Consider the following 25,240-nt stretch of genomic DNA (forward strand, 5'->3'; position numbering starts at 1 on the left):
GCGCCCCGGCGCCGTCCCGGGCCGGGGGCGTCGCGGCCTGTTGCCATGAAATTCGGAGATTGAGCCAATGACCGACAAGATCACCTTTACCCTTGACGGCAAGCAAGTGACCGCCGAGCCCGGCCAGACCATCTGGGAAGTTGCCAACGGCCGTGGCCTGGTCATCCCGCATCTGTGCCACAAGCCTGCGCCGGGGTATCGCCCTGATGGCAACTGTCGCGCCTGCATGGTGGAAATCGAAGGTGAGCGGGTGCTGGCTGCCAGCTGCATCCGCGAACCGCAGGATGGCATGGTGGTGCTTTCGGCATCAAACCGCGCCAAGGCCGCGCAGAAGATGGTGATGGAACTGCTGGTCGCCGACCAGCCGAAGCAGGAAGTCGCGCACGACAAGTCCGCCCATCTGTGGGACATGGCCGAACGCAATGGCGTCAGCGAAAGCCGCTTTCCGGCGCTGGAGCGCGAGCGTATTCCGCTGCTCGATGACAGCCATGTGGCCATGCGCGTGAACCTGGATGCCTGCATCCAGTGCGGGCTGTGCGTGCGCGCCTGCCGCGAGGTGCAGGTCAATGACGTGATCGGCATGGCCGGGCGCGGGCACGACACCTGGCCGGTGTTCGACTTCAATGACCCGATGGGCGACAGCACCTGCGTGGCCTGCGGCGAATGTGTCCAGGCCTGCCCCACCGGGGCGCTGATGGAAGCCAGCGTTCTGGACGACGCCCAGCAGGGCGACAGCAAGGATATCGATTCCGAGGTAGAGTCGATCTGCCCCTTCTGCGGGGTGGGCTGTCAGGTCAGCCTCAAGGTCAAGGACGGCAAGGTCAAGTATGTGGACGGCATCAACGGCCCCGCGAACGAAGGGCGGCTTTGCGTCAAGGGCCGCTTTGGCTTCGACTACATCCACCACCCGCACCGGCTGACCAAGCCGCTGATCCGGCGCGAGGATGCGCCCGCCAAGGGGTTAAACGTAGACCCCGAGAACTGGCAGGAATTCTTCCGCGAGGCCAGCTGGGACGAAGCGCTGGACGCCGCGGCCAATGGCCTGGGCGGGTTGCGCGACACCCACGGCGGCACCGCCGTTGCGGGCTTCGGGTCGGCCAAGTGCACCAACGAGGAGGCGTATCTGTTCCAGCGCCTCATCCGCGAAGGGTTCAAGCACAACAACGTCGATCACTGCACGCGGCTGTGCCATGCCTCGTCGGTGTCGGCGCTGATCGAAAACGTGGGCTCGGGCGCGGTTACCGCCACGTTCAACGAGATCGAGAATGCAGACGTGGCCATCGTCATCGGCGCCAACCCGGTGGAAAACCACCCCGTCGCCGCGACCTTCTTCAAGCAGTTCACCAAGCGCGGCGGCAAGCTGATCATCATGGACCCGCGCGGTCAGGCGCTGGCACGCCACGCCACGCACATGCTGCAGTTCAAGCCGGGCGCCGACGTCTCCATGCTGAACGCGATCATGCACGTGATCGTCGAGGAAGGGCTTTTCGACACCCAGTACATTCAGGCGATGACCGAAAACTGGGACGAGATGCGCGCGCGGCTGAAGGATTTCACCCCCGAGAAGATGGAGCCCATCTGCGGCATTCCCGCCGACACGCTGCGCGCGGTGGCGCGCGACTTCGCGGGCGCCAAGGCAGGCATGATCTTCTGGGGAATGGGGATCAGCCAGCACATCCACGGCACCGACAATTCGCGCTGCCTCATTTCGCTGGCGCTGATGTGCGGGCATGTGGGGCGCCCCGGCACCGGGCTGCACCCGCTGCGTGGTCAGAACAATGTGCAAGGGGCTTCGGATGCCGGTCTGGTGCCCATGTTCCTGCCCGACTACCAGAGTGTGACCGAAGACAGCATCCGCAACCACTTCACCGAGATCTGGGGTTCGGGCGATTTCTCGGACCAGAAGGGTCTGACCGTGACCGAGATCCTGGACGCGGTGCACGAAGGCCACATCAAGGGCATGTATATCCTTGGTGAAAACCCGGCCATGTCGGACCCGGACCTGAACCATGCCCGCGAGGCGCTGGCGAAGCTGGAGCATCTGGTGGTGCAGGACATCTTCCTGACGGAAACCGCCAACTATGCCGATGTGATCCTGCCAGCGGCGGCCTTCTATGAGAAGTCCGGCACGGTCACCAACACCAACCGTCAGGTGCAGATGGGCCGTCCCGCCACCCAACCCCCGGGCGAGGCGCGCGAGGATTGGGAAATCACGGTGGCTCTGGCCGAGCGGCTGGGCCTGAACTGGGGCTTCACCCATCCCAGCCAGGTGTTCGCCGAGATGAAGAAGGGCATGAAGTCGCTCGACAACATCACGTGGGAGCGGCTGGAACGCGAGAACGCGGTGACCTATCCGTCGCTGTCGCCCGAGGATCCGGGCCAGGCGATCGTGTTCTCGGACGTCTTCCCGCGCGAAGGCGGCCGGGCGCGCTTCACCCCCGCCGACGTGATACCGCCGGACGAATTGCCCGATGCCGAGTATCCGATGGTCCTGACCACGGGGCGGCAGCTGGAGCACTGGCATACGGGGTCGATGACCCGGCGCTCCAAGGTGCTTGATGCGGTCGAGCCCGAGGCCAACTGCTCGCTCCATCCGCGCACGTTGAAGATGATGGGCGTGGAACCCGGCGGCATGGTGCGGCTGATCACCCGGCGCGGCAGCATCGAACTGATGGCACGCGCCGACCGCGCGGTGTCGGAAAACATGGTCTTCGTGCCCTTCGCCTTTGTCGAGGCCGCGGCGAACGTGCTGACCAACCCCGCGCTCGACCCCTATGGCAAGATCCCCGAGTTCAAGTTCGCCGCCGTGCGGGTTGAGCCGGCCGAAGCCAAGGTTGCTGCCGAATAGGGCGCAGAATAGGGCAGGGCGCGGCATTTTCACTTGCCAGACCATGGCCATGACGCCTTCAATGGTGTCATGGCCAATGCTGTTTTCATCCAGAACCCGGACTCGATCTACGATGATCGTCCCGGGCTGGCCTATCACTTCCCGCGGTCATACTTGCGGCGGGTAAAGCGGACCGTGGGCGACTGGGTCATCTTCTATGAAGGCAAGCGCGGGGCGAAGGGATATGTCGGTATCCAGCGTGTGGCCTCGGTTGCACCCGATCCCGCGCGCGAGGACCATTTCTATGCGTTCCTGGATCTGTCAACCCGCTGGGATTTCGAGCGGATCGTGCCAAGGGCCGATCTGACGGGCAGCGCCTGGGAGGCCAGCTTGCGCGGCACCGACGGGCGGCCGATCACAGGCGGCGCCAATGCCGCGGCGGTGCGCCTGCTGAGCTTTGCCGAGTTCACCGCCATCGTCACCGCAGGGCTGGAACCGCTTCAAGCGCCCGAGGCCCTGCCGCGGGATCAGGCCGCGCACCAGCTCTCTGGCTTTGCCGAAGTGCAAGCCCCCTTCGGTGATGCCGCGCTGCGCCCCCTGCGACCCGAGGTTCTGGTTTCCCGCGCGGCGCGGGACGCGTCCTTTGCCCGGATGGTCAGGATGGCTTACAAGGGGCGCTGCGCCATCTCCGGGCTGGATTTGCGCAACGGCGGGGGCCGGGCCGAGGTGCAGGCGGCCCATATCCGCCCCGTGCATGCCGATGGTCCGGACACGGTGCAGAACGGCTTGGCGCTTTCGGGCACCGTGCACTGGATGTTTGACCGCGGATTGATCGCTGTCGGGGCGCGGCATGAAATCCTGGTCTCGGACAACAAGGTCGCGCCGGATGTGCGCCAGCGTCTGATCTGCCCCGGCGGGCGGCTGCATCTGCCGGAAAACCCGCGTCATCATCCGCACCCTGAATTTCTGCGCTGGCACCGTGAAAACGTGTTCGGCGCCGCCGCCTGATCAGGTTGTGACGCGCTTTTCGCTGGTCAGCAGCCGATAGCTGACGGCTTCGGCCACATGGGGTTGGCGGACATCGGGCGCCCCGTCCAGATCGGCGATGGTGCGCGCCACGCGCAGGACCCGGTGATAGCCGCGCGCGCTCAGCCCGAAACGCTCGGCGACGCGCGCGATCAGGGCGCGGCCCTCGGCGTCCGGGGTGGCGATGTCTTCCAGCAGCGCGCCTTCGGCATCGGCGTTCACGCGCACCCGGTCATGGCCGCCAAAACGGTCGCTCTGCATCCGGCGCGCGGCCGCCACCCGGGCGGCGACGCTGGCCGAGGCCTCGCCCGCTTGCGGCAGGTCCAGATCGGCCCAGGCCACGGGCGGAACCTCGACCCGCAGGTCGAAACGGTCCATCAGCGGGCCAGAGATGCGGCCCATGTAATCCTCGCCGCAGGCCGGCGCGCGCCCGCAGGCCCGGCCGGGTTCGGTCAGATAGCCACATTTGCACGGGTTGGCCGCCGCCACCAGCAGGAACCGGCAGGGGTAGCGGATATGGGCATTGGCGCGGGCGACCATGACCTCGCCGGTTTCGATGGGCTGGCGCAGGGTTTCCAGCACCTGGCGGGGAAATTCCGGGAATTCATCCAGGAACAGCACGCCATTATGGGCCAGGCTGATCTCACCCGGCTTGGCCCCGCGCCCACCGCCCACGATGGCGGCAACCGACGCCGTGTGATGGGGTTCGCGGAACGGACGGCTGCGGGAGATGCCGCCCTCATCCAGCAACCCTGCAACGGATTGCACCATCGAGGTTTCCAGCGCCTCGATCGGGGTCAGCGGCGGCAGGATGCCGGGCAGCCGGGCGGCCAGCATGGATTTGCCGGACCCCGGTGCGCCGACCATCAGCATATGGTGGCGCCCGGCGGCGGCGATTTCCAGGGCGCGTTTGGCGCGCTCCTGGCCCTTGACGTCGAACAGGTCCCGCAAGTGTGCGTCCTTGTGCACCTCGCCGGGGCGGGCGGGGGCCAGGGGGGCCTGGCCGCTGAAATGGCGGATCACATCAATCAGGCTGCCCGGCGCCAGCACGCGGGCGGCATCGACCCAGGCGGCCTCGGCCCCGCATGCGGCGGGGCACAGAAGCGTGCGCCCATCGGCGGCGGCGGCCATGGCGGCGGGCAGGGCACCGGCCACGGGCAGCAGCGCGCCGTCCAGCGACAACTCGCCCAGGGCCAGGGTTTCAGCGGCGTCACTGGCGGGAATGATCTCCAGCGCTGCCAGCAGGGACAGGGCAATCGGCAGGTCGAAATGCGACCCTTCCTTGGGCATCCCGGCGGGCGACAGGTTCACGGTGATCCGCTTGGACGGCAGCGCAATGGACAGCGCCGCGAGCGCGGCGCGCACCCGCTCGCGCGCTTCGGACACGGCCTTGTCCGGCAGGCCGACGATATGGAACGCCGGCAGCCCCGCCGACAGCGCGCATTGCGCTTCGACAGGGCGCGCCTCGACCCCTTCGAAGGCGACGGTATGGGCCCGCGCGACCATGGATCACCCCTGTAACATCGGTTTGGTTAACGCATGACCGACAGGTGTTTAGGAATGGTTAACAAAGCCGGATGCTTGCCGGATGGGCCGCGCGGGTTATCTGAGGGCTCGAAAGGAGACCTCTATGTCGGAACTTACCCTGCTGGGGCTGTGCGGCTCCCTGCGCCGCGAGTCGTTCAACCGCAAGTTGATGCACGAGGCGGCCGGCGCCTTTGGCGGGCGCTTCGTCGAAGGCGACCTGCGTTTTCCGCTGTTTGATCAGGATCTGGAGTCCGCCGAAGGCATCCCGCAGCCGGTGGCCGCCCTGGCCGGGCAGATCGCCGCCGCCGATGCCGTGGTCATCGCCTGCCCGGAATACAACAAGGCCCCGCCGGGGGCGTTGAAGAACGCGCTGGACTGGGTCAGCCGGGTGAAGGGAAACCCCTGGAAGGACAAGCCGGTGGCGATTGTCTCGGCCACGGGTGGGCGCGCCGGGGGCGAGCGGACACAATTCGCGCTGCGGCTGATGATGGTGCCCTTTCGCCCGCGCCTGCTGCAGGGGCCCGAGGTGCTGGTGGGGACGGCCTCGGACCAGTTCGATGAAGGTGGCAAGCTGGTGAACGAGATCAATCTTTCTGCCCTGAAGGATCTGATGGCCGCCCTGCGCACCGAGGCCGCGCGAGTGCCTGCCGCCTGATCCGGCGCGCCGGGGTCAGAGGTTATCCGCCACCCGGAAGCCTTCAGGGATGCGCTCGGCCCCGTCCAGCACCAGATCGGCCATGACCTGTGCCAGCAGCGGTGCTACGGCAAAGCCGATCTTGAACCCGCCGTTGAAGATGAAATGACCCGGGCGCCCGGGCCATTCGCCCAGCATCGGCGCCCGGCTGCGGGCGCGCGGGCGCACCCCGGCCCAGCGTTCCAGCACCGGCGCACCGGCCAGTGCCGGGCAGATTGCGCGCGCGCGGTCCAGCAGCGCGTCGCATTGGGCGTCGGTGGTATCGGGGTGGTCAAACTCCCGCTCGCTGGTCGAACCGATGGCCACCGTCCCATCCGCATGGGGCACGATATGCAGCCCTTCGGCAAAGACCTGCGGGCTGTGCGGCGCGGCAAGGGCCAGCCGCAGCGCCTGGCCTTTCACGCCCGCCCCCATGCGCCGCCCCAGCGCGACGGACAGATCGCCCAGCCCTTCATGACCGTTCGCCCAAATGACCGGGCCGGCAGTCCGCGGTGCGGCCTCGGCCCTTTCGATCACCGTCCCGCCATGGGCGGTCACGGCACCCGCAAGCGCGCGAAGCGCCTGCCGCGGGTGCAGCCGGGCGCTGAGGGTGTCATGGATCACCAGCCCGCTGGCGCTGTGCGGCACCAGCCCGCAGACGTCGGCGGCCGGACGAACGGACCAGCTTGCCTGCCCCTGCCACAGCGCCTGCGCCGATGTCGCCCGCGCGCGCGCCAGATCCGTGCCCTCGGGGGGAAGCGGTTGCAACCGGCCAAGCCGCGCATAGCCCGGATCCTGCCCCGAGGCCGCCGCCACCTCGGCCCAGAACCCTTCGGCCATGATCAGCGCATCGAACTGGAACGCCTTCTTCGGGTTCCAGTTCTCGGGCACATGGGGGGCCAGCGCGCCCACCAGCCCGCCGCTGGCCCCGGCGCCGATGTGGCGGCGTTCGACCACCTGCACCCGCGCCCCGCGCTGCGTGCAGACCCAGGCCAGCGCCAGGCCGAAGACCCCGCCGCCCATGATTGTGACTGTGGCCATTGCCATTCTCCGTGCTGCCCGCCATGGTGCCCGCGACGGCTACTTAGGGCATGATGCAATGGCTGACCAGCACGCGCGGGTGGAGTGGCGCGCGGGCGATGTGCCCGTGGCAACGGGGTTTGACGACCCCTATTTCAGCCTGCACGATGGCCTGGCCGAAACCCGCCATGTGTTTCTGGACGGCAACGGCCTGCCAGGGCGGTTGCGCCCGGGTTTCCATGTTGCCGAACTGGGCTTCGGCACGGGGCTGAACCTGCTGGCCACGCTGGCGGCGGCAGGCGACTGCCCCGGCCCCATGCGCTACACCGCGTTCGAGGCGTTCCCCATGGCGCCCGCAGACATGGCGCGCGCCCTGGCGGTGTTTCCGGATCTGCCCGCAGCGCCCTTGCTGGCGCATTGGGGCGCCGGGCGGCGGCGGTTTGCACTCGGGGCGTTCGAGGTCGAGGTGATCATCGGGGACGCGCGCGAGAAGCTGCCCGGCTGGTCCGGGCGCGCCGATGCGTGGTTCCTGGACGGCTTCGCCCCGGCCCGGAACCCCGAACTGTGGGAGCCCGCGCTGCTGGCGCAGGTCGGTGCCCATACGGCGCGGGGCGGCAGTTTTGCCACCTATACCGCCGCCGGGGCGGTGCGCCGCGCCCTGGCGGCTGCCGGGTTCATGGTGGAGCGGGTCCCGGGCTTTGGCAACAAGCGCCACATGAGCCGGGGGCGGATGCCATGACCCAGCGCATGCCCGCCGTTCAGAACACCACTCTGGGCATCTGGCTGATGGTGGCCACGACCCTTGTCTTTGCTCTGCAGGACGGTGTCTCGCGCCATCTGGCGACGGAATACAACGTGCTGATGGTGATCATGATCCGCTACTGGTTCTTTGCCGCCTTTGTGGTGGCCGTGGCCGCGCGGCAGGCGGGGGGCATCCGGCAGGCTGCGGCCACGCGCCAGCCCTGGCTGCAGATCGGGCGCGGGGTGCTGCTGGCGGGCGAGGTCTGCGTGATGGTCACGGCCTTTGTGCTGCTGGGTCTGACCGAAAGCCACGCGGTCTTCGCCGTCTATCCGCTGCTCATCGCCGCCCTGTCCGGCCCGTTGCTGGGTGAGCGGGTGGGCTGGCGGCGCTGGGCGGCCATAGGCGTGGGCTTTGTCGGCGTGCTGGTGATCCTGCAGCCGGGGTATGGTGTGTTCGATCCGGCGGCGCTGGTGCCGTTGCTGGCCGCCACCATGTTCGCGCTTTACGGGCTGCTGACCCGCTATGCCGCGCGGCAGGACAGCGCGGCGGTCAGTTTCTTCTGGACCGGAACCGTCGGCGCGGTGTTCATGACCGCCGTCGGCATCTGGTTCTGGGAACCGATGCGCGCCCCGGACTGGGGCTGGATGGCGGCGCTCTGCGTGACCTCGGCCTTCAGTCACTGGCTGCTGATCAAGGCCTATGAAGTGGCCGAGGCCAGCGCCGTGCAGCCCTTTGCCTATCTGCAACTGCCCTTTGCCGCAGCACTTGGCATGGCGGTCTTTGGCGAAACCCTGCGCGCCAATGTGGCCATAGGTGCGGCGATCGTGGTGGGGGCGGGGCTGTTCACCCTGTGGCGGGCGCGCCAGCGCAAGGGCAGCTGAACCCCGGTTGCGCACCGGGCGCGGCCACGGGGCGGGGCGTTTTGCGCCACCGTCCAGACGTCGCATGGAGCAGGAGAGGTCAGGAGCCGCGCAACAAGGCCTCCAGATTGATCGGCGCCGGTTCCCCGGCCAGTCTTGTGCGATAGACCACCAGCGATTCCGCCACCCGCATGATATAGTTGCGGGTTTCGGCAAAGGGGACGCTTTCCACCCAATCCACGATATCCACATCCCCGTTGCGCGGATCGCCCAGCCGGTCGATCCAGGCGCGGGGGCGGCCCGGCCCGGCATTGTATCCCGCCGCCACCAACGCCAGCGAGGGGCCGAATTCTTCGCGTAGCCCGCGCAGATAGGCCGCGCCCAGCCGGGCATTCAGCGCCGGGTCGGTGGTCAGGCTCGCCGGGTCGAAGCCCTCGATCCCCAATTCGCGTGCCATCATCTGGCCCGTGCCGGGCAGCACCTGCATCAGCCCGCGCGCATCGGCGTGGCTGACCACCGCCGGGTCGAACTCGCTCTCGCGCCGGGCGATTGCCATGACCAGATCGGCGGGCGCGGGCAGATCGACCGCTTCCAGCCCCGTCAGCGGAAAATAGGCGCGCGGCAGCACATGCCCCTTCTGCACGGCAATCTTGGCCACGTTCAGCGCCTTGTTGGGTTCCTCCAGGCCCAGCAGCAGATCGCCCAGCGCGCCCAGGTCATCGGCGCTGTCCAGTTGCCAGGCCAGGTGCAGGATCAGGCGGCGGGCTTCCAGCCAGTTGCCGGCATCGCGCAGCAGCAATGCGGCGGCCAGCAGGTCGGACCCGGCAAAACCGCTTTCCTGCCAGTGCGGATAGGTGGGGCCATTGGCCAGCGCGGGGTCCATGCCCAGCCCGGCGCGTTCGGCGGCAAGCTGGCCATAGAAGCTGGTGGTATGCTCGGCGGCATAGGCAAAGGCGGCCTCGGCGGCGCCGTGATCGCCCAGGGCCTCATGGGCCAGCCCCTCCCAATACCCGGCGCGGCCCAGGCTGATGGGGCTGGACACGCGGATGCGCAGGGCGCGGAAATGGCGCAGCGCATCCTCGGGGCGGTCCAGATGCCGCAGGGCGATGAACCCGGCCAGCCATTCCAGATCGGCGAATTGGGCGCCATCCTCCAGATGGTGCGGCGTGGCCAGCGCATAGGCGCGTTCGGCATCGCCCTCGCCCAGGGTTGTGCGCGTCAGAAAGATGCGCCAGCGGGCCCAGGCCTCGGGGGTGCCCAGCGCATCTGCCCCGGTGGCCGAGCGTTCGATCAGCAGATCACCCGCGCTGTCGGTCAGTCCGGCATTCATGCGCCACTGAAACCGGTCATGGGCCAGGCCCGGGTCATCGGCCAGCGCCGCAGGGACCGCGTTGACCAGGGCGTTGACCCCCTGTGCATTGGCCTGCAGGCCCAGCCGCGCCTGCGCCAGCCGCGCCACCTCCGCCGGGACCCGCTCCAGCATCCGTTCGGCGGCTGATCCTGCCCCGCGCCACAGCAGCATGTCCAGCCGCGTGCCGTGCAGATCGGCCAGCGCCTCGCCGTGCCGCTCCAGAAGCTGTGCTTCCTGCCGGGCGTTCAGGCTGTGTTCCAGCCAGAGGCTGCGGGCCAGATCATCGGCCTCGGCGCCCGGGTCCAGCGCCTGCAGCAGCGCCATGGCCCCGGCTGCGCTCTGGGGGGTGCGGTCGGCGTAGAAACGGCGCACTTCGGCGGCGGGGGCATCCTCCAGCAAGGCCTCGGCGGCGCGCTGGATGGTGACCGGCAGCGGCCAATGCGCCATATCCGTCAGCCAGGCGTCAAACTCGGCCAGCGTCCCTTCGCCCGCGCGCAGCCGGAACCAATCCAGCAGATGCGTGGCTTCAGGCGGCACATCGGCGGTGCGCAGGCTGGCACGGGCTGCGTCCCAGTCGCCCCGTTGCCCCATGTCTAGCGCCAGTGCGGTCAGCCCCGCTGCGCGCGACGGCGGGGGGCGGTCCTGCGCCACCAGCGGTGCGGCGGGCACCAGCCACAGCGCAACCAGAGCGATCAGACCGAAGCAGGCTGGACCCGGGCGCCATTGCAGGGGATTTCGCGGCATGAGATTTCTTTCGGCTTGAAAACAGGACGCCACGAGTCTAAGCGCGCAGGCGTGGGCCGCAACACACAAAACAGACAGTCGCCGCCCGCAGGCGGAGCCGTGCCGCAAATGCCCGCTCCCCGCCCCCCCCACGCGCAGGAGGAGACGCGCCATGATCAGAGGGTCCATGCCCGCACTTGTCACCCCGATGCAGGATGGCAAGGTCGATTACAAGACCCTGCGCGATCTTGTCGAATGGCATGTTGCCGAAGGCAGCCACGGGGTTGTTCCCGTGGGGACAACCGGCGAAAGCCCCACTTTGAGCCATGAAGAACATGAGCAGGTGATCGAGGAAGTGGTCGCCGCAGCTGCCGGGCGGATCTCGGTGATCGCCGGGGCCGGGTCCAACAACACGACCGAGGCGATCCGCTTCATGCGCCACGCCGAGGCGGTGGGCGCCGATGCCGCGCTGGTGGTGACCCCCTACTACAACAAGCCCACCCAGTCCGGGTTGATCGCGCATTTCCGCGCCGTTCATGATTGCTGCGCCCTGCCGATCATCATCTACAACATTCCGGGGCGGTCGGTGGTGGACATGACCCCCGAAACCATGGGCGAGCTGGCCCGCCTGCCGCGGATCATCGGCGTCAAGGATGCCACCGGCAAGCTGGAGCGTGTCAGCCAGCAGCGCGCCACCTGCGGGGCCGACTTCATCCAGGTCTCGGGCGAGGATGCCACCGCGCTGGGCTTCAACGCCCATGGCGGGGTGGGCTGCATTTCCGTCACCGCCAATGTGGCGCCGCGGCTTTGTGCCGAGTTTCAGGAGGCCACGCTGGCCGGCGATTACGCCACCGCGCTGGACTATCAGGACCGTCTGATGCCCCTGCACGAGGCGATCTTCATCGAACCGGGGCTGGTGGGGGCGAAATACGCGCTCTCGCGGCTGGGCAAATGCAGTGATGAGGTGCGCCTGCCGCTGGTCGGCCTGACCGATCCCACCAAGGCACGGATTGACGCCGCCATGCGCCATGCGGGGCTGCTGAACTGACGATCATGCGGCGCGCTGGCCCTGTCGCCAACGCGCGCGCACGCAGCTGTCAGGGTTCAGGGGCGCGCTTTTCGTGACCCGCGCCCTGCTACCTGGCGTCACGGGATTTCCGGAGTGAAGGGGGCGCGCGTGCTTGAGCTGATCACTTATGATGTCTTCACCGACACGCCCTTTCTGGGCAACCCGCTTGCGATCATACCGGATGCGGATGGCCTTTCGACCGCGCAGATGCAGGTGCTGGCGCAGGAGCTCAACCTGTCCGAAACGATATTTGTCCTGCGCCCTGACACTCCGGCGCACCGGGCAAAGGTCCGCATCTTCTTTCCAAAGGCCGAGATCCCCTTTGCCGGGCATCCGACCATTGGTTGCGCGATTCATCTGTCCGGGCTGGTCAACATGGCCGGGGACGGCGCGGTCGAGATGGTCCTGGAAGAAAACGCCGGTCCCGTGCCGGTCTCGGTCCGAAAGGTCGATGGCCGGGTATCGGCGGAATTCACCGCCCCGGTTTTGCCGGAGCAACTTGGCGAAATCCCCGACATCGGCCTGACGGCGCGCGCCCTTGGGCTGGACCCCGGCGATATCAGCACCCCCGTTGTGGCCGCCCCCGAGGTCTGGCAGGCGGGGCCCGACTATCTGCTCATCCCCGTTTCAACGCGTGACGCGCTCGCGCGCGCCCGGCCTGCAGGCGCCGATTGGGACAGGCTGACCGAACGCGCCGGGACGATCAGCACCTGGCTGTTCGTCGATGACGGCGCGCAACATTTCCGCGCCCGCATGTTCTCGCCCGCCGGTGGGACGCCCGAGGACCCGGCAACCGGGTCCGCCGTCGTCACCTTTGCCGGGCTGCTGGCGCATCATGGCTATTGCAGCGCGCAGGGGGACACCCGCATCCGGGTCACGCAAGGCGTGGAAATGGGCCGCCGCTCCGAGATCGGGGCGCGCCTGGTGATGCAGGGCGGGAAACTGGCGGCGGTGCGGATCGGCGGTTCGGCGGTTCATATGTCCACTGGCCGGATACGCATACCCTGAAGGGACGCAGCCTCGGCGCCGTCGCCTGATCCGGGGCGGGCGACTGCGCGCCCTCAGGACCGGGTATCGGGTAGTGCCCGCCCCGCGGCTTGCACCCACCAGCCCGCGATCAGCCGTCCGCGAATTGCAGCGCATGCAGCCGTGCGAAATGGGCGCCCAGGGCCAGGAGTTCCGCATGGGTGCCGGTTTCCACCACCTGACCGTGATCCATGACCAGAATCCGGTCGGCCTTGCGCACCGTTGCCAGGCGGTGCGCAATCACAAGGGTCGTGCGCCCCTTGGCCAGCCGCTCCAGTGCCGCCTGCACCAGTGCCTCGGACCGGGCGTCCAGCGCACTGGTGGCCTCGTCCAGCAGCAGGATCGGGGCGTCGCGCAGGATGGCGCGGGCAATGGCCACGCGCTGGCGCTGCCCGCCTGACAGGGCCGAGCCCCGCGGCCCGGCGCGGGTGTCCAGCCCCTCGGGCAGCTGATCGGTGAATTCCGTGACATGGGCGGCCTCGCAGGCGGCCCGCAACTCCGCATCCGGCACATCGGGCCGCCCCATCAGGATATTGTCGCGGATGCTGTCATCGAACAGCGCCGTGTCCTGGCTGACCACCGAAAACAACCCGCGCAGGGCCGCCAGATCCATCTGCGCCGTGTCCTGCCCGCCGATCAGCACCTGCCCCTCTTGCGGCCTGACCATCCGTGCCAGCAGCGCAAACACCGTGGTCTTGCCCGCCCCCGAAGGCCCGACGATCGCCGTGGTCTGCCCGGCCTCGGCCCGCAGGTCCAGCCCGCGCAGCACGGGTTCGCGCCCATAGGCGAAATGCACCCCGCGGATGTCGATGTCGCAGGCCGCGCGCCCTGGCACCGGCGCATGCGGCGGCGCGGGCGAGGTGATATGCGGCTGGATCTGCAACAGCTCATACACCCGTTCGGCGCTGGCCAGGATATTCTGCCATTGCGCGGCCAGCGCGCTGAGCTTGCGCACCGGTTCGAACATCAGCGTGATGGCGGTGAAGAAGGCCATGAACTGGCCCACCGTGCGGTCGCCATCAATGATCTGCATCCCGCCATAGGTGATCACCATTGCAAACCCCAGCGCGGCGGCAACATCCATGACCGTGGGTGCGGCGTCCTGGGCGATGACCGTGCGGGTCGCGGCGCGCCGATGCTTTTCCACCACCTGGTGGAAGCGGCCGCTTTCGCGGGCCTCGGTCCCGGTCAGCTGAATGGTCGAGATCCCGTGAAAGACCTCGTCAAGACGGTTCGAGACTTCGGCGGCATTGCGCCGGGCCTGGGCGCTCTTGGCGCGGATCCGGCGCTGCAGGGCCAGCATGGGCATGACCAGCATCGGAATGCCGATCACGGCGATCAGCGTCCACAGCCAGTCCATGTAAAGCGCCACCGCCAGCAATCCGATCAGCGACGCCCCGTCGCGGCCAACCCCCGTGATCAACCCGCGCAGCAGCGCATGCACCGCCTGGCTGTCCCCCTGGACGCGCTCGATCAGATGACCCGGCGAATGGTTCTGATAAAACCCCAGGTCCAGGCGCAGCAGATGTGCCAGCACATGCTCCTGCATTTCGGCGCGGGTCTTCTTGGCCAGATGCGCAGTGATGATCCGGTTGCTTAGCCGTGCCGCGCCACGCAGCAGGATGACCGCGGCCATGGCCAGACCCACCCAGACCACCAGCTCTGCGCGCCCGGCAATCAGCACATCATCGAAAAGCGGCTGGATCAGAAAGCTGAAGGCGCCCAGCATGGCGCCCTCGATCGTCATCAGGACCAGCGCCACGGCCAGCCACCAAGCGCGCTTGCGGATGAAGTCGCGCCACAGCCAGCCCGCCAGTTCCAGATCCCTCTGGGATAGTCCGATCCTGGTCTTCAACGCGCCCGTCCCCCTGGCGCCCCGCAACGGGGCCGTCCCGTGCGGTCATAGAACGTGACGGGTCCGGGTTCAATCACTCCCCGGGGGTGGGCCGCACGCGCGTCCAGACCCCCGGCGCGCGCAGCCCCCCGCGGGCCCGTGCAGATGACGCGGGTCGCATGGCGTCACCCGCTGTTCAACAGCCGCTCCCGATACCCCGCGGGCGCCCGCAGAGATGCGCCCGCGGGCAGGCGCACAGCCGCCTCGGGGGCCAGTTCAACCTCGTCGAACCCCACACGGGCAAGGGCTGCGAACTGGTCGGCGATCAACGGGCCTGCGGCGCGCAATCGCCCTTCAAATCCTGCCGCGCGCAATCTCCGCGCCAGCGAGAAACCGCGCCCGTCCCCCATGGCGGAAAACGCTATCCGCACCACCCCGCTGTGCCGAGCCGCGGCCTCCAGGGCCGATCCGTCACTTTCTGGCGCCAGGGTCAGCACCGCCCCGCCGTCCGCCGCAGCCGCCGCCATGCCGTCCGAGGTTATCAGCATATCTTCATCCTCACCTTCATCTTGCCGAAAAATGCTCCGGGGGAAACCAGCCGGAACGGCCGATGGGGGCCTGGCCCCCCTTACCCGGCCCCCTTACCCGGCCCGCCGCACCGCGCCGTCGGCGCCGAAATGCAGCCCGCATTCGGTCTTGTCCCGTCCCCGCCAGCGGCCAGCGCGCGGGTCTTCGCCTGCGGCAACCGGCGTGGTGCAGGGTGCACAGCCGATGGACGCAAACCCCCGCGCCACCAGCGGATGCCCGGGCAGGGCGCGGCGTTGCCGATAGTCCAACAGATCCTGCGCGGACCATCCCGCCAGCGGCGTAACCGCCATTCCGGCATGATCGGGCGCGAATTCCGGCAGGGCCGCGCGGGTGGCGGCCTGGTGGCGCTTGCGCCCGTTGATCAGCACCGGAAAGCGTGGGCGGAGCGCATCCAGCGGCGCGCGTTTGCGCAGGGTGCAGCACCGGTCGGGGGCCGTTTCATGCAGGATGCCATCGGGGTCGGCGGTGGCCAGCGCCGCGGCCTCGGCGCGCAACAGCCGCACATCGGCCAGTTCCAGATGCGCGGCCAGCGCGCGAAGATACTCCAGCGTTTCCGCAAACAGCATCCCCGTGTCCACCACCAGCACCGGGGTGTCGCGGTCCACTTCGGCCACCAGATCCAGCAGCACCGCCGAATCTGCCCCGAATGACGACACCACCGCCACTTGGCCGGGAAAGGCTGCCAGCGTGGCGCGGATCACCTCGGCTGCCGGGGCATCGGCGTAAAGCCGGTTCATCCAGGCTGCACGGGCGGCGTAATCGGTCCCGTCATCCAGCATGGGCCCGCCTTTCCGCCGCTTCAGGGTAAAGTGCCGCCTTGAACGGCGCGGCGCCCAGACGGCGATACACCTCCAGAAAGCTCTCGGCCCGCCCGTGGCGCAGGTCCAGATAAGCGCCGATCAGCCGCTCCACCGCGGGCACGATCTCATCCCAGGAAAACCCCGGGCCCGCGCGCTCGCCGATGGCCGCGGTTTCCGTGCCATCGCCGCCCAGCGTGATCTGGTAGCTTTCCACCCCGGCCTTTTCCAGCCCCAGGATCCCGATATGGCCCACATGGTGATGCCCGCAGGCGTTGATGCAGCCCGAGATCTTGATCTTCAGCGCACCGATATCGTGCTGGCGGTCGATATCCTCGAACGCCCGCGCGATCCGCTGCGCCACCGGGATCGACCGCGCCGTGGCCAGCGCGCAGTAATCCATGCCGGGGCAGGCGATGATATCCGACACCAGCCCCACATTCGCCGTCGCCAGTCCGGCCGCCTGCAGCCGCGCAAACAGGGAGGGCAGGTGGCGGCGCGGCACATGGGGCAGGATGATGTTCTGCTCATGGCTCACGCGCAGCTCGTCATGGGCATAGGTTTCGGCCAGATCGGCCAGCAGGCGCATCTGGTCGCTGGTCGCATCCCCCGGCGCCCCGCCCACGGGTTTCAGCGACACCGTGACCGAGGCATAATGCCCCAGCCGGTGCGGATGCAGATTGGTGTCCATGAAGGACCGCAGTGCCGGGCTGAGGAATTGCGGCACCGCGGCGGGCGGTTCGAAATCCGGGGGCGCAAAGGCGGCCTCCAGCCGCTCCAGCAGGGCGGGGTCCACGGGGGCGAAGCTGCGGCGGTTTTCCGCGAAGGCGTCCTCGATCATGGCGCGCAGCGTCTCGATCCCGGTTTCATGGACCAGGATCTTGATCCGTGCCTTGTATTTGTTGTCACGTCGGCCCAGCAGGTTATAGGTCTGCAGGATCGCCTCCAGATAGGGCAGCAGATCGGCGCGGGGCAGGAAGTCGCGCACCACCTTGCCCAGCATCGGCGTGCGGCCCAGACCCCCGCCGACCAGCACCTCGAAGCCCTCTTCGCCCGCAGCGTTCCGCAGCATCCGCAGTCCGATGTCATGGGCGCGGGTCACGGCGCGGTCATGGGGGCTGCCGGTGATGGCGATCTTGAACTTGCGCGGCAGCCAGGTGAACTCGGGGTGGTCGGTGGACCATTGGCGGATCAGCTCGGCCACCGGGCGGGGGTCGGCGATCTCGTCTGCGGCGGCACCGGCGAACTGGTCGGTGGTCACGTTGCGGATGCAGTTGCCGCTGGTCTGGATGGCGTGCATCTCCACATCGGCCAGCGCGTCCAGCATGTCCGGCACATCGCGCAGCTTCGGCCAGTTGAACTGGATGTTCTGACGGGTGGTGAAATGGCCATAGCCCCGGTCCCAGCGGTCGGCGATCATGGCAAGCTGGCGCATCTGCGCGCCGTTCAGCGTGCCATATGGGATCGCCACCCGCAGCATATAGGCGTGCAGTTGCAGATACAGCCCGTTCATCAGCCGCAGGGGCTTGAATTCATCCTCGGTCAGGGCGCCGCTGATCCGGCGCTCCACCTGATCGCGGAACTGGGCCACGCGGTCGCGCACGAAGGCGGCATCGAAGGCGGTGTAGTCATACATGGGGGGCCTCGTCGCGCAGGAAGGTGGGGCCGGTGGTGCGGTACAGCTCGCGGAAATGCAGCGGCGCGGCGCGGCCCTGCGGGTCAAGCGTGACGGGGGCCAGATAGGGGCCGACGGCTTCGTGCGGGCGGGATTGGGCCTCGTCCAGCAGGGTGTGGGCGCGCAGGGCGTCATGCGCCACGGCAGCCGCCGTGATCTGGCGCGTCCAGTCCAGCGCCTCGGTCAGGTAGATCACATCGCCATCCAGCAGGTGGTTCGCGGTCACGATCTGGGGGTGGGGGGCTTTGGTCATGTCACAGGGCCTCTTGCAGATCGGGGGAAAGGGCAGCGGCGGCAGCGCGGGGGGCGAGGCCATAGAGCAGCACCACCGGGCCGCGGGGCGCGGCCTCGGCCAGCCGCTGGGGCAGGTCGATCAGCCGCGCTTCGATCACGCGCTGGTCCGGGCGGGATGCGTTTTCCACCGCCGTCACGGGCGTCTGCGGGTCGGCACCATGCATCAGCAGCCGCCCGCGCAGGAATTCCGAGGCCCGCACACCCATGTAAACGGCCGCGCAGGTGCCGGGGCGGGTCAGCGCGCGCCAGTCATGTTCGGCGAAGCCATCAACATCATGGCCTGTCAGCAGCCGCAGGTCCGGGTTGCGCCCGCGCTGCGTGAGGCTTTGCCCGATGCTGGCGGCGGCAGCGCTGGCGGCGGTGATGCCGGGCGTGATGTGCCAGTCGATCCCGGCGGCATCGAGCGCCCGGGCTTCATCATCCAGCCGCCCAAAGATGCCCGGATCGCCGGATTTCAGCCGTACCACGCTGTTGCCCGCGCGGGCGTGTTCGACGATCAGGGCGTTGATATCGGCCTGTTTCCAGGCGGGGCCATAGGGGGTCTTGCCGACATCGAGGATCAGCGCCTCGCGCCGCGCCAGTTCCAGGATCGGCTGCGGGACCAGCCGGTCATGGATGACCACATCGGCCTCGTGCAGCAGACGCCGGGCGCGCAGCGTCAGAAGCTCGGGATCGCCCGGGCCGCTGCCGACCAGATGGACCACACCGCGCTGCGCTGCGGGACCTTCGCCATGCAGGCGCTCCAGTTCCTGCGGGACGTGGCCTGCGGCCTGCGCCTGCGGGCCGGTGCCGAAATAGAAGCGCGTCCAGAATACGCGCCGGGCCTTGCTGTCCCACGCGGCCACCCGGTGACGGAACCCTTGCCCCGCGCGCACCAAGGCGCCCAGCGTGGCGGGGAGCATCTCCTCGACCCGCGCCTTGATGTGGCGGGCGACCACGGGGGCCGCGCCTTCGGTGCCGATGGCGACGGTGACGGGGTCACGGTCCACGATGGCGGGGGTGATGAAATCCGAGGACAGGTCATCGACGATGTTGACCAGCGCCCCGGCGGCCCGGCCAATGGCGGCGGCGCGCGCATCCAGCGCCGGGTCGGCATTGGCGCCATAGACCAGCGCGGCCCCCATGGCATCGCAGGGGCGCAGGGGGCGGGGGTGCAGCTCCAGCCGCCCGGCCTGCGCGAAGCCCGTGATCTCAGGCGCCGGATCGGTGCCGCAGACGGTGACATGCGCTTCGGTCTTCAGCAGCAGCCGCAGCTTGGCCAGCGCGGTGTCGCCCGCACCGGACACCACGACGCGGCGACCTGCCAGATCCATGAAGATTGGGTAGTGACGCATGAGGAGCCTCCGGGTTTCTCATGCGCAGAGTAGAATTTTGTTCTGTATGGGCGCAATATGGGCGGGTCAATAAGGAAATCATGCCTTGCCCCGAGGCTCCTTTAAAACAGAATGCCGCAATGCGGGCCGGAGCGGGACAAATCCTGCCCCGCCCCGGGTCGGTGCGAAACATGGCTTACCAGCCGTATTGCAGCAGCAGCCCCGACTCGCCCCCGTATTGGGTGACATGCGCGTTGGCGCCGCGCCCGAATTGCAGGATTGCCTGACTGTTGTTGGCGCCGCGCTGGGTCAGGTCGGCGGAATGGTCGGCGCCGCGCTGACGAATGATGCCCAGATTGCCCCCGCCGGACTGGCGCAGGGCGGCGGCGTGGTTGCGGCCCACCTGCGTTACATCGGCGCCCGAGCGGATGTCACGGTGGATCGCATAGGCGGTGACAAGGGCACCCAGAAGGCGCGCCTCCTGCGTATTGCCGGGGGTGATGGACAGGCTGAGCGAATTCGCCATGGCCGGGGCCAGCGGCAGGGTCAGCGACAGGGCCAATGCGGCGGCCAGGGGCAGGGCGGGGCGTGTGAAACGGGACATGGGGACCTCCTTCCAGGGGTGCGGGGGAACGGGATGGCTTACAGATCGGCGCTGTGGCAGCGGCGGGTGATCTGGTCGGCGGTGAGGGTCAGCTCGGCCTCGATGCTGCGGCGGGTGCCGCCAAGGGTGCTTTCCGCCAGCAGGGCGGGTTTCCCGGGGTCGGCCTCGAAATCGCCGGACTGGCGGATGGTGGCGGACCCGCCCGCGCTGCGCTGGCGGATGTCCAGCGCATAGGTGCCGCTGAGCGCGCGATCGGCATGGGCACGGGCGACCAGTTCGGTGCCGTCGCGGGTCTCGGTCAGCTGCAATTCGCAGCGCAGGGGCGCATCGGCCTTGGTGACGCTGCGCGCCGGGGTCATGACGGTGCTGGCGCAGGCGGCGCCGGTGATGATCAGGGCCGAGGCGGCCATAAGGATGCGGGGCATGGAACCCTCCTGTGGCAGGCGGGGGGCGGGACTGCCCCCCGCAGATGGTGCAGCGGCGTCAGTCCTGGATAATCAGCAGCACATTGCCGCTGCCGGACTGCCGGGTGCTGGCGGTATTGCCGCTGCCGTTCTGGATGACGCCCACGGCGTTGCGCTGCCCGCTCTGGGTGACGGTGGCATCGTTGCGGCAGCCGTTCTGGGCCACGCCAACGATGTTGCGCCGCCCGCTCTGGTCCAGATCGGCCACGTTCCGGCAGCCGGTCTGCCCGACCGAGACGCGGTTGCGCGCCCCGTCCTGGGTGCTGATGGTCAGGTTCGCCCGGCCGCGCTGGGTGATGGACATGCGCTGGCGGTGCCCGCCCTGAGCGGCGGCGGCCTCGTTCGCATTGCCCCACTGGCTGACCGAGACCGATGACCCGGCTGCGGCGGGCAGGGCGGTGAGCGCCAGCGCAAGCGCCAGCGGTGCGGCCAGAAGGAATGCGGGGCGGAAGGGGCGGTGGGTCATCGGGTCTCTCCTGCATGGGTGATGGGCGCTTCGGATCGGCGCCGGGCGCCCTTGGTGTGATCCGCCCCTGCACCCTCGGGCCGCGGGGCGCCGCCACGCAATATCGCTGCGTTGTCAGCCCATGACGGTGCTGCGGTTATCGGATAACACCGCCGTCTGGCCCGCCTGTATCAGTGTGCCATCTGCCGGAGTTTTGTGCAGTTTCGGCTTCCCCCCCGCGCGCCGATGCACTAGGTTGCCCGCATGACAACAGCCCTGATTTCACACCCTGACTGCACCACCCATGTCACCCCGGACGGCCACCCCGAACGGGTTGCGCGGATCGAGTCCGTGACAGCCGCCCTTGCCGATCCGGAATTCGACGCCCTTCAGCGCCACGAGGCGCCCATGGCCGACGAATCAGAGGTGCTGCGCTGCCACCCGCCGGAATATGTCGAACGCATCCGCAAGGCCGTGCCGGTGGCGGGCAGCTACCAGCTGGACGCGGACACCCATCTTTCGCCCGGATCCTGGCGCACGGTGATGCGCGGGGTCGGCGGGTCCTGCCGCGCGGTCGATCTGGTGCTGGAAGGCGCGGTGACCAACGCCTTTGTTGCCATGCGCCCGCCGGGGCATCATGCCGAAACCAGCACGCCGATGGGGTTCTGCCTGTTCGGCAATGCCGCCATCGCGGCCAAACGCGCGCTGGACCATCACGGGCTGGAGCGTGTGGCGGTGGTGGATTTCGATGTCCACCACGGCAACGGCACGCAGGACCTGCTGTGGAACGAAGGGCGGGCGCTCTTCATCTCCAGCCATCAGATGCCGTTGTTTCCGGGCAGCGGTGCACCGGGGGAGCGCGGCGCCCACAACAACATCCTGAACCTGCCGCTGCCGCCGGGCAGTGGCGGCGATGCCTTCCGCGAGGCATGGGAGACCAGCGCCTTCCCCCGACTGCGGGAGTTTGCGCCGCAACTGATTATCGTTTCGGCCGGGTTTGATGCGCATCGCGATGATCCGCTGGCCAATCTGGCGCTGGTCGAGGAAGATTTCGCCTGGATCACCGGGGCGCTGTGCGACATCGCCGCCGAAAGCTGTGGCGGGCGCCTGGTCTCGGTGCTGGAAGGGGGCTATGACCTGGAGGCGCTGGCGGCTTCGGTGCGCGCGCATGTTCTGATGCTGATGGACAAATCCTGAAGGGCCTGGGCTGCATGACTGATACCCCCGTTGAGGAGATGAGCTTCGAAACCGCGCTCAAGGCGCTGGAGGACATTGTCACCCGGCTGGAAAGCGCCGATGTGCCGCTGGAAGAGTCGATCACGCTCTATGAGCGCGGCGCGAAGCTCAAGGCCCATTGCGAGGCCCGCCTGAATGCCGCGCAGGAGAAGGTCGAGGCCATCCGCCTGGCGCAATCGGGCGAGCCTGCGGGGACCGAGCCGTTCAACGCCGGATGAGCTTTGCGGCGCGCCTGGCCGAAACCGCGGCCCTGACCGAAGCGCATCTGCTGGCCGCGATTGCCGCCTATCCCCCTGGCACAATCCGCGATGCCATGGCCTATGCCGCGCGGGGGGGCAAGCGGTTGCGCGGCTTTCTGGTGCTGGAGTCGGCCCGCCTGCACGGGCTGTCGGATGCACAGGCGCTGGACGCCGCCGCCGCGATCGAGGCTGTGCACGCCTATTCGCTGGTGCATGATGACCTGCCCTGCATGGATGACGATGACCTGCGCCGGGGCCAGCCCACGGTGCATGTCAAATGGGACGAGGCAACGGCCGTGCTGGCGGGCGATGCGCTGCAAACGCTGGCGTATGAGCTACTGTCGCGCGCATCGGCCGCGCCGGATGATGCCGCGCGGGTGGCGCTGATCGGCGCGCTGGCGCAGGCGGCAGGCGCGCGGGGCATGGTGCAGGGCCAGGCGCTGGACATCGCCGCCGAAGCCGCCGCCTCCCCCCTGACGTTGGAGCAGATCACCGAATTGCAGGCCGGCAAGACCGGGGCACTGATCGGCTGGGCCGCCTGCGCCGGGGCGCGGATGGTCGGGGCTGATCCTGCGCCGCTTGCCGCCTATGCTGCAGCGCTGGGCCTTGCCTTTCAGATCGCGGATGACATTCTTGACATAGAAGGAAGCACCGAGAAGACGGGGAAGCGATTGCGCAAGGATGAAGCGGCAGGCAAGGCGACATTCGTGTCGCTGCTGGGGCTGGACGGGGCCCGGGACCGGGCACGGGTCCTGGTCGGGCAGGCCGAGGCCGCACTGTCCCCCTACGGCGATGCCGCCGACAGCTTGCGGCAGGCCGCCCGCTTCGTTATTGCCCGCGACAGCTGACGCGCCGGAACAGGGACATTGCATGACTGACCGACCGAATACGCCCTTGCTGGATCAGGTGCACAGCCCCGCCGACCTCAAGCCCATGAGCGACCGGCAGTTGCGCCAGCTTGCCGACGAGCTGCGGGCCGAGACCATCAGCGCCGTGTCGGAAACCGGCGGGCATCTGGGCGCGGGCCTGGGTGTGATCGAACTGACCGTGGCGCTTCATGCCGTGTTCGACACCCCGCGCGACCGGCTGATCTGGGATGTCAGCCACCAGTGTTATCCGCACAAGATCCTCACCGGGCGGCGGGACCGCATCCGCACCCTGCGCCAGAAGGACGGGCTGTCGGGCTTCACCAAACGTTCGGAAAGCCCCTATGACCCGTTCGGCGCCGCGCACAGCTCCACCAGCATTTCCGCCGCGCTGGGGTTCACCATGGCGCGCGAGTTGGGCGGCGCCCCGGACCCGGCGCTGGGCGATGCGATTGCGGTGATCGGCGATGGCGCCATCAGCGCCGGCATGGCGTTCGAGGCGCTCAACAACGCGGGCCATCTGGGCCGGCGGCTGTTCGTGATCCTCAACGACAATGAAATGTCCATCGCCCCGCCCACCGGGGCCATGTCCAGCTACCTCTCGCGGCTTTATGGCGAACAGCCGCTGCATGATTTGAAAGAGGCCGCCAAGGGCGCCATCAGCCTGCTGCCCCCGCCCTTTCAGGAGGGCGCCAAACGCGCGCGCGACCTGCTGAAACACGCCACCATGGGCGGCACCTTGTTCGAGGAACTGGGCTTCAAATATCTTGGCCCCATCGATGGGCATGACCTGGACCAGTTGCTGCCCGTCCTGCGCGCCGCCCATGACCGCGCCACGGGGCCGATCCTGCTGCATGTACTGACCAAGAAGGGCAAGGGCTACCGCTTTGCCGAGGACGCGCCAGACCGCGGCCACGCGCGGGCGAAATTCGACGTGATCTCGGGCAAGCAGCACAAGGCGCCGTCGAACGCGCCCAGCTACACCAAGGTCTTTGCGCAGGCGCTGATTGATGAGGCCACGCGCGACGAACGCATCGTCGCAGTCACCGCCGCCATGCCCGATGGCACCGGGCTGGACCTCTTCGCCGAGCGTTTCCCCAAGCGCATGTTCGACGTGGCCATCGCCGAACAGCATGGCGTGACCTTCTGCGCCGGGCTGGCGGCGGGGGGGATGAAACCGTTTTGCGCCATGTATTCCACCTTTCTGCAGCGCGGCTATGATCAGGTGGTGCATGACGTGGCCATCCAGCGCCTGCCGGTGCGCTTTGCCATTGACCGCGCCGGGCTGGTGGGGGCGGATGGTGCCACCCATGCGGGCGCTTTCGACGTGGCCTATCTGGCCAACCTGCCCGGTTTCGTGGTCATGGCTGCGGCGGACGAGGCTGAATTGGTCCATATGGTCGCCACCGCCGTGGCCCATGATGACGGCCCCATCGCGTTCCGTTTTCCGCGCGGCGAAGGCGTGGGCGTGGAGATGCCCGAGCGCGGCCAGCCGCTGGAGATCGGCAAGGGTCGGATCATCCAGCAGGGCAGCCGCGTGGCGATCCTGTCCTTCGGCGCCCGCCTGGCCGAGGTGATGAAGGCCACCGAGGCGCTGGGCGCGCGGGGCATCACCCCCACCGTGGCCGATGCCCGTTTCGCCAAGCCGCTGGACCGTGACCTGATACTGCAACTCGCCGCCGGGCATGAGGCGCTCATCACCATCGAGGAAGGCGCCATCGGCGGTTTCGGCAGCCATGTCGCCCAGCTTCTGGCCGAGGAAGGCGTCTTTGACAGCGGGTTGAAGTACCGCTCCATGGTGCTGCCCGATACCTTCATCGATCAGGCCAGCCCGCGCGACATGTATGCTGCCGCCGCCATGAACGCCGAGGATATCGAGGCGCGCATCCTGTCGCTTCTTGGTGTGGCTCGGATGGGCAAGCGCGCCTGACTGGGCCAGGCGGTTCAGGTCGAATTTCCGCTATTGCGTCATTGACTTTGCACCCCCGGGGGCGGCACCCTGAAACCCGTGCCCCCGCGCCTGCAATGGTGCCGCGCGGCG

General features: G+C 68.4%; 23 protein-coding genes. 11 read left to right on the plus strand and 12 right to left on the minus strand.

What is annotated here, in order from left to right:
• Positions 1–67: 67 nt before the first annotated feature.
• Together fdhF and HUK65_RS04010 are read left to right on the plus strand one after the other, a co-directional pair.
• Positions 68–2,848: a formate dehydrogenase subunit alpha gene (gene fdhF / locus HUK65_RS04005; RefSeq protein ID WP_179904852.1), complete on the plus strand. Its 2,781-nt coding sequence runs from the start codon at positions 68–70 to the stop codon at positions 2,846–2,848.
• A 69-nt stretch (positions 2,849–2,917) separates the two neighbouring features.
• Positions 2,918–3,835 (plus strand): HNH endonuclease, encoded by a 918-nt coding sequence (locus HUK65_RS04010; protein WP_179904853.1) that lies wholly within the window; start codon positions 2,918–2,920, stop codon positions 3,833–3,835.
• On the opposite strand, the gene HUK65_RS04015 is transcribed toward HUK65_RS04010, so the two are convergent.
• Positions 3,836–5,359, minus strand: a complete 1,524-nt coding sequence (locus HUK65_RS04015) for a YifB family Mg chelatase-like AAA ATPase (RefSeq protein WP_179904854.1) — start codon at positions 5,357–5,359, stop codon at positions 3,836–3,838.
• Between the two features lie 124 nt (positions 5,360–5,483).
• On the opposite strand from HUK65_RS04015, the gene HUK65_RS04020 reads away from it, so the two are divergent.
• Positions 5,484–6,035 carry an NADPH-dependent FMN reductase gene (locus HUK65_RS04020; protein ID WP_179904855.1) on the plus strand — a complete coding sequence of 184 codons (552 nt, stop codon included), beginning with the start codon at positions 5,484–5,486 and terminating at the stop codon, positions 6,033–6,035.
• Positions 6,036–6,050: 15 nt separating this feature from the next.
• Here the strand turns inward: HUK65_RS04020 and HUK65_RS04025 are convergent, their stop codons facing one another.
• Positions 6,051–7,100: an NAD(P)/FAD-dependent oxidoreductase gene (locus HUK65_RS04025; protein WP_179904856.1), complete on the minus strand. Its 1,050-nt coding sequence runs from the start codon at positions 7,098–7,100 to the stop codon at positions 6,051–6,053.
• 52 nt (positions 7,101–7,152) lie between these two features.
• Between HUK65_RS04025 and mnmD the strand changes: the two genes are divergently transcribed.
• Positions 7,153–7,812, plus strand: coding sequence for a tRNA (5-methylaminomethyl-2-thiouridine)(34)-methyltransferase MnmD (gene mnmD / locus HUK65_RS04030; RefSeq protein WP_179904857.1), 660 nt, complete (start codon positions 7,153–7,155; stop codon positions 7,810–7,812).
• Positions 7,809–8,696 carry a DMT family transporter gene (locus HUK65_RS04035; protein WP_179904858.1) on the plus strand — a complete coding sequence of 296 codons (888 nt, stop codon included), beginning with the start codon at positions 7,809–7,811 and terminating at the stop codon, positions 8,694–8,696. Before mnmD ends, HUK65_RS04035 begins: the two co-directional genes overlap by 4 nt.
• A gap of 79 nt (positions 8,697–8,775) precedes the next feature.
• Here the strand turns inward: HUK65_RS04035 and HUK65_RS04040 are convergent, their stop codons facing one another.
• Positions 8,776–10,770 (minus strand): lytic transglycosylase domain-containing protein, encoded by a 1,995-nt coding sequence (locus HUK65_RS04040; protein ID WP_179904859.1) that lies wholly within the window; start codon positions 10,768–10,770, stop codon positions 8,776–8,778.
• Between the two features lie 151 nt (positions 10,771–10,921).
• Between HUK65_RS04040 and dapA the strand changes: the two genes are divergently transcribed.
• Together dapA and HUK65_RS04050 are read left to right on the plus strand one after the other, a co-directional pair.
• Positions 10,922–11,797 (plus strand): 4-hydroxy-tetrahydrodipicolinate synthase, encoded by an 876-nt coding sequence (dapA, locus tag HUK65_RS04045; protein ID WP_179904860.1) that lies wholly within the window; start codon positions 10,922–10,924, stop codon positions 11,795–11,797.
• Positions 11,798–11,926: 129 nt separating this feature from the next.
• Positions 11,927–12,826 (plus strand): PhzF family phenazine biosynthesis protein, encoded by a 900-nt coding sequence (locus HUK65_RS04050; RefSeq protein ID WP_179904861.1) that lies wholly within the window; start codon positions 11,927–11,929, stop codon positions 12,824–12,826.
• 109 nt (positions 12,827–12,935) lie between these two features.
• Here the strand turns inward: HUK65_RS04050 and HUK65_RS04055 are convergent, their stop codons facing one another.
• The 9 genes from HUK65_RS04055 to HUK65_RS04095 all read right to left on the minus strand — a co-directional run bounded on the left by HUK65_RS04055 (position 12,936) and on the right by HUK65_RS04095 (position 20,879).
• Positions 12,936–14,699 (minus strand): ABC transporter ATP-binding protein, encoded by a 1,764-nt coding sequence (locus tag HUK65_RS04055; protein ID WP_235441756.1) that lies wholly within the window; start codon positions 14,697–14,699, stop codon positions 12,936–12,938.
• Between the two features lie 164 nt (positions 14,700–14,863).
• Entirely contained in the window at positions 14,864–15,226 is a 363-nt protein-coding gene (locus tag HUK65_RS04060) for a DUF934 domain-containing protein (RefSeq protein ID WP_179904862.1), read from the minus strand.
• Positions 15,227–15,319: 93 nt separating this feature from the next.
• The gene (locus tag HUK65_RS04065) at positions 15,320–16,045 is read right to left on the minus strand and encodes a phosphoadenylyl-sulfate reductase (protein WP_179904863.1); all 726 of its coding nucleotides are present in this window, start codon (positions 16,043–16,045) and stop codon (positions 15,320–15,322) included.
• A complete protein-coding gene (locus HUK65_RS04070; protein ID WP_179904864.1) occupies positions 16,035–17,699 on the minus strand; it encodes a nitrite/sulfite reductase in 1,665 nt (554 codons plus the stop codon). The genes HUK65_RS04065 and HUK65_RS04070 overlap by 11 nt, the downstream gene beginning before the upstream one ends.
• Entirely contained in the window at positions 17,692–17,991 is a 300-nt protein-coding gene (locus HUK65_RS04075; RefSeq protein WP_179904865.1) for a DUF2849 domain-containing protein, read from the minus strand. Before HUK65_RS04075 ends, HUK65_RS04070 begins: the two co-directional genes overlap by 8 nt.
• Before the next feature lies 1 nt (position 17,992).
• On the minus strand, positions 17,993–19,366 hold the full coding sequence (gene cysG, locus HUK65_RS04080) for a siroheme synthase CysG (protein WP_179904866.1): 1,374 nt from the start codon (positions 19,364–19,366) through the stop codon (positions 17,993–17,995).
• Between the two features lie 175 nt (positions 19,367–19,541).
• The gene (locus HUK65_RS04085) at positions 19,542–19,949 is read right to left on the minus strand and encodes a curlin (protein WP_179904867.1); all 408 of its coding nucleotides are present in this window, start codon (positions 19,947–19,949) and stop codon (positions 19,542–19,544) included.
• 38 nt (positions 19,950–19,987) lie between these two features.
• Positions 19,988–20,374: a curli-like amyloid fiber formation chaperone CsgH gene (csgH, locus tag HUK65_RS04090; RefSeq protein ID WP_179904868.1), complete on the minus strand. Its 387-nt coding sequence runs from the start codon at positions 20,372–20,374 to the stop codon at positions 19,988–19,990.
• Positions 20,375–20,432: 58 nt separating this feature from the next.
• Positions 20,433–20,879: a curlin-associated protein gene (locus tag HUK65_RS04095; RefSeq protein WP_179904869.1), complete on the minus strand. Its 447-nt coding sequence runs from the start codon at positions 20,877–20,879 to the stop codon at positions 20,433–20,435.
• Between the two features lie 243 nt (positions 20,880–21,122).
• Here HUK65_RS04095 and HUK65_RS04100 point away from each other — a divergent pair, with 243 nt between their 5' ends.
• The 4 genes from HUK65_RS04100 to dxs are packed head-to-tail and all read left to right on the plus strand — an operon-like array spanning position 21,123 to position 25,129.
• Complete coding sequence (locus tag HUK65_RS04100; protein ID WP_179904870.1) at positions 21,123–22,055, plus strand: histone deacetylase family protein; 933 nt, start codon at positions 21,123–21,125, stop codon at positions 22,053–22,055.
• Positions 22,056–22,069: 14 nt separating this feature from the next.
• Positions 22,070–22,312 carry an exodeoxyribonuclease VII small subunit gene (locus HUK65_RS04105; RefSeq protein ID WP_179904871.1) on the plus strand — a complete coding sequence of 81 codons (243 nt, stop codon included), beginning with the start codon at positions 22,070–22,072 and terminating at the stop codon, positions 22,310–22,312.
• Positions 22,309–23,181: a polyprenyl synthetase family protein gene (locus HUK65_RS04110; protein WP_179904872.1), complete on the plus strand. Its 873-nt coding sequence runs from the start codon at positions 22,309–22,311 to the stop codon at positions 23,179–23,181. The genes HUK65_RS04105 and HUK65_RS04110 overlap by 4 nt, the downstream gene beginning before the upstream one ends.
• 22 nt (positions 23,182–23,203) lie before the next feature.
• Positions 23,204–25,129: a 1-deoxy-D-xylulose-5-phosphate synthase gene (gene dxs, locus HUK65_RS04115; RefSeq protein ID WP_179904873.1), complete on the plus strand. Its 1,926-nt coding sequence runs from the start codon at positions 23,204–23,206 to the stop codon at positions 25,127–25,129.
• Positions 25,130–25,240: the final 111 nt, after the last annotated feature.

This window comes from Rhabdonatronobacter sediminivivens (assembly GCF_013415485.1).
In the GTDB taxonomy this organism is placed as follows: Bacteria; Pseudomonadota; Alphaproteobacteria; order Rhodobacterales; family Rhodobacteraceae; genus Rhabdonatronobacter; species Rhabdonatronobacter sediminivivens.

Bases quoted from the DNA above. Each gene is read 5' to 3' on its own strand.
- fdhF (WP_179904852.1), top strand. From the start codon at position 68: ATGACCGACAAGATCACCTTTACCCTTGACGGCAAGCAAGTGACCGCC.
- HUK65_RS04010 (WP_179904853.1), top strand. From the start codon at position 2,918: ATGGCCAATGCTGTTTTCATCCAGAACCCGGACTCGATCTACGATGAT.
- HUK65_RS04015 (WP_179904854.1), bottom strand. From the start codon at position 5,359: ATGGTCGCGCGGGCCCATACCGTCGCCTTCGAAGGGGTCGAGGCGCGC.
- HUK65_RS04020 (WP_179904855.1), top strand. From the start codon at position 5,484: ATGTCGGAACTTACCCTGCTGGGGCTGTGCGGCTCCCTGCGCCGCGAG.
- HUK65_RS04025 (WP_179904856.1), bottom strand. From the start codon at position 7,100: ATGGCAATGGCCACAGTCACAATCATGGGCGGCGGGGTCTTCGGCCTG.
- mnmD (WP_179904857.1), top strand. From the start codon at position 7,153: ATGGCTGACCAGCACGCGCGGGTGGAGTGGCGCGCGGGCGATGTGCCC.
- HUK65_RS04035 (WP_179904858.1), top strand. From the start codon at position 7,809: ATGACCCAGCGCATGCCCGCCGTTCAGAACACCACTCTGGGCATCTGG.
- HUK65_RS04040 (WP_179904859.1), bottom strand. From the start codon at position 10,770: ATGCCGCGAAATCCCCTGCAATGGCGCCCGGGTCCAGCCTGCTTCGGT.
- dapA (WP_179904860.1), top strand. From the start codon at position 10,922: ATGATCAGAGGGTCCATGCCCGCACTTGTCACCCCGATGCAGGATGGC.
- HUK65_RS04060 (WP_179904862.1), bottom strand. From the start codon at position 15,226: ATGCTGATAACCTCGGACGGCATGGCGGCGGCTGCGGCGGACGGCGGG.
- HUK65_RS04065 (WP_179904863.1), bottom strand. From the start codon at position 16,045: ATGCTGGATGACGGGACCGATTACGCCGCCCGTGCAGCCTGGATGAAC.
- HUK65_RS04070 (WP_179904864.1), bottom strand. From the start codon at position 17,699: ATGTATGACTACACCGCCTTCGATGCCGCCTTCGTGCGCGACCGCGTG.
- HUK65_RS04075 (WP_179904865.1), bottom strand. From the start codon at position 17,991: ATGACCAAAGCCCCCCACCCCCAGATCGTGACCGCGAACCACCTGCTG.
- cysG (WP_179904866.1), bottom strand. From the start codon at position 19,366: ATGCGTCACTACCCAATCTTCATGGATCTGGCAGGTCGCCGCGTCGTG.
- HUK65_RS04085 (WP_179904867.1), bottom strand. From the start codon at position 19,949: ATGTCCCGTTTCACACGCCCCGCCCTGCCCCTGGCCGCCGCATTGGCC.
- csgH (WP_179904868.1), bottom strand. From the start codon at position 20,374: ATGCCCCGCATCCTTATGGCCGCCTCGGCCCTGATCATCACCGGCGCC.
- HUK65_RS04095 (WP_179904869.1), bottom strand. From the start codon at position 20,879: ATGACCCACCGCCCCTTCCGCCCCGCATTCCTTCTGGCCGCACCGCTG.
- HUK65_RS04100 (WP_179904870.1), top strand. From the start codon at position 21,123: ATGACAACAGCCCTGATTTCACACCCTGACTGCACCACCCATGTCACC.
- HUK65_RS04105 (WP_179904871.1), top strand. From the start codon at position 22,070: ATGACTGATACCCCCGTTGAGGAGATGAGCTTCGAAACCGCGCTCAAG.
- HUK65_RS04110 (WP_179904872.1), top strand. From the start codon at position 22,309: ATGAGCTTTGCGGCGCGCCTGGCCGAAACCGCGGCCCTGACCGAAGCG.
- dxs (WP_179904873.1), top strand. From the start codon at position 23,204: ATGACTGACCGACCGAATACGCCCTTGCTGGATCAGGTGCACAGCCCC.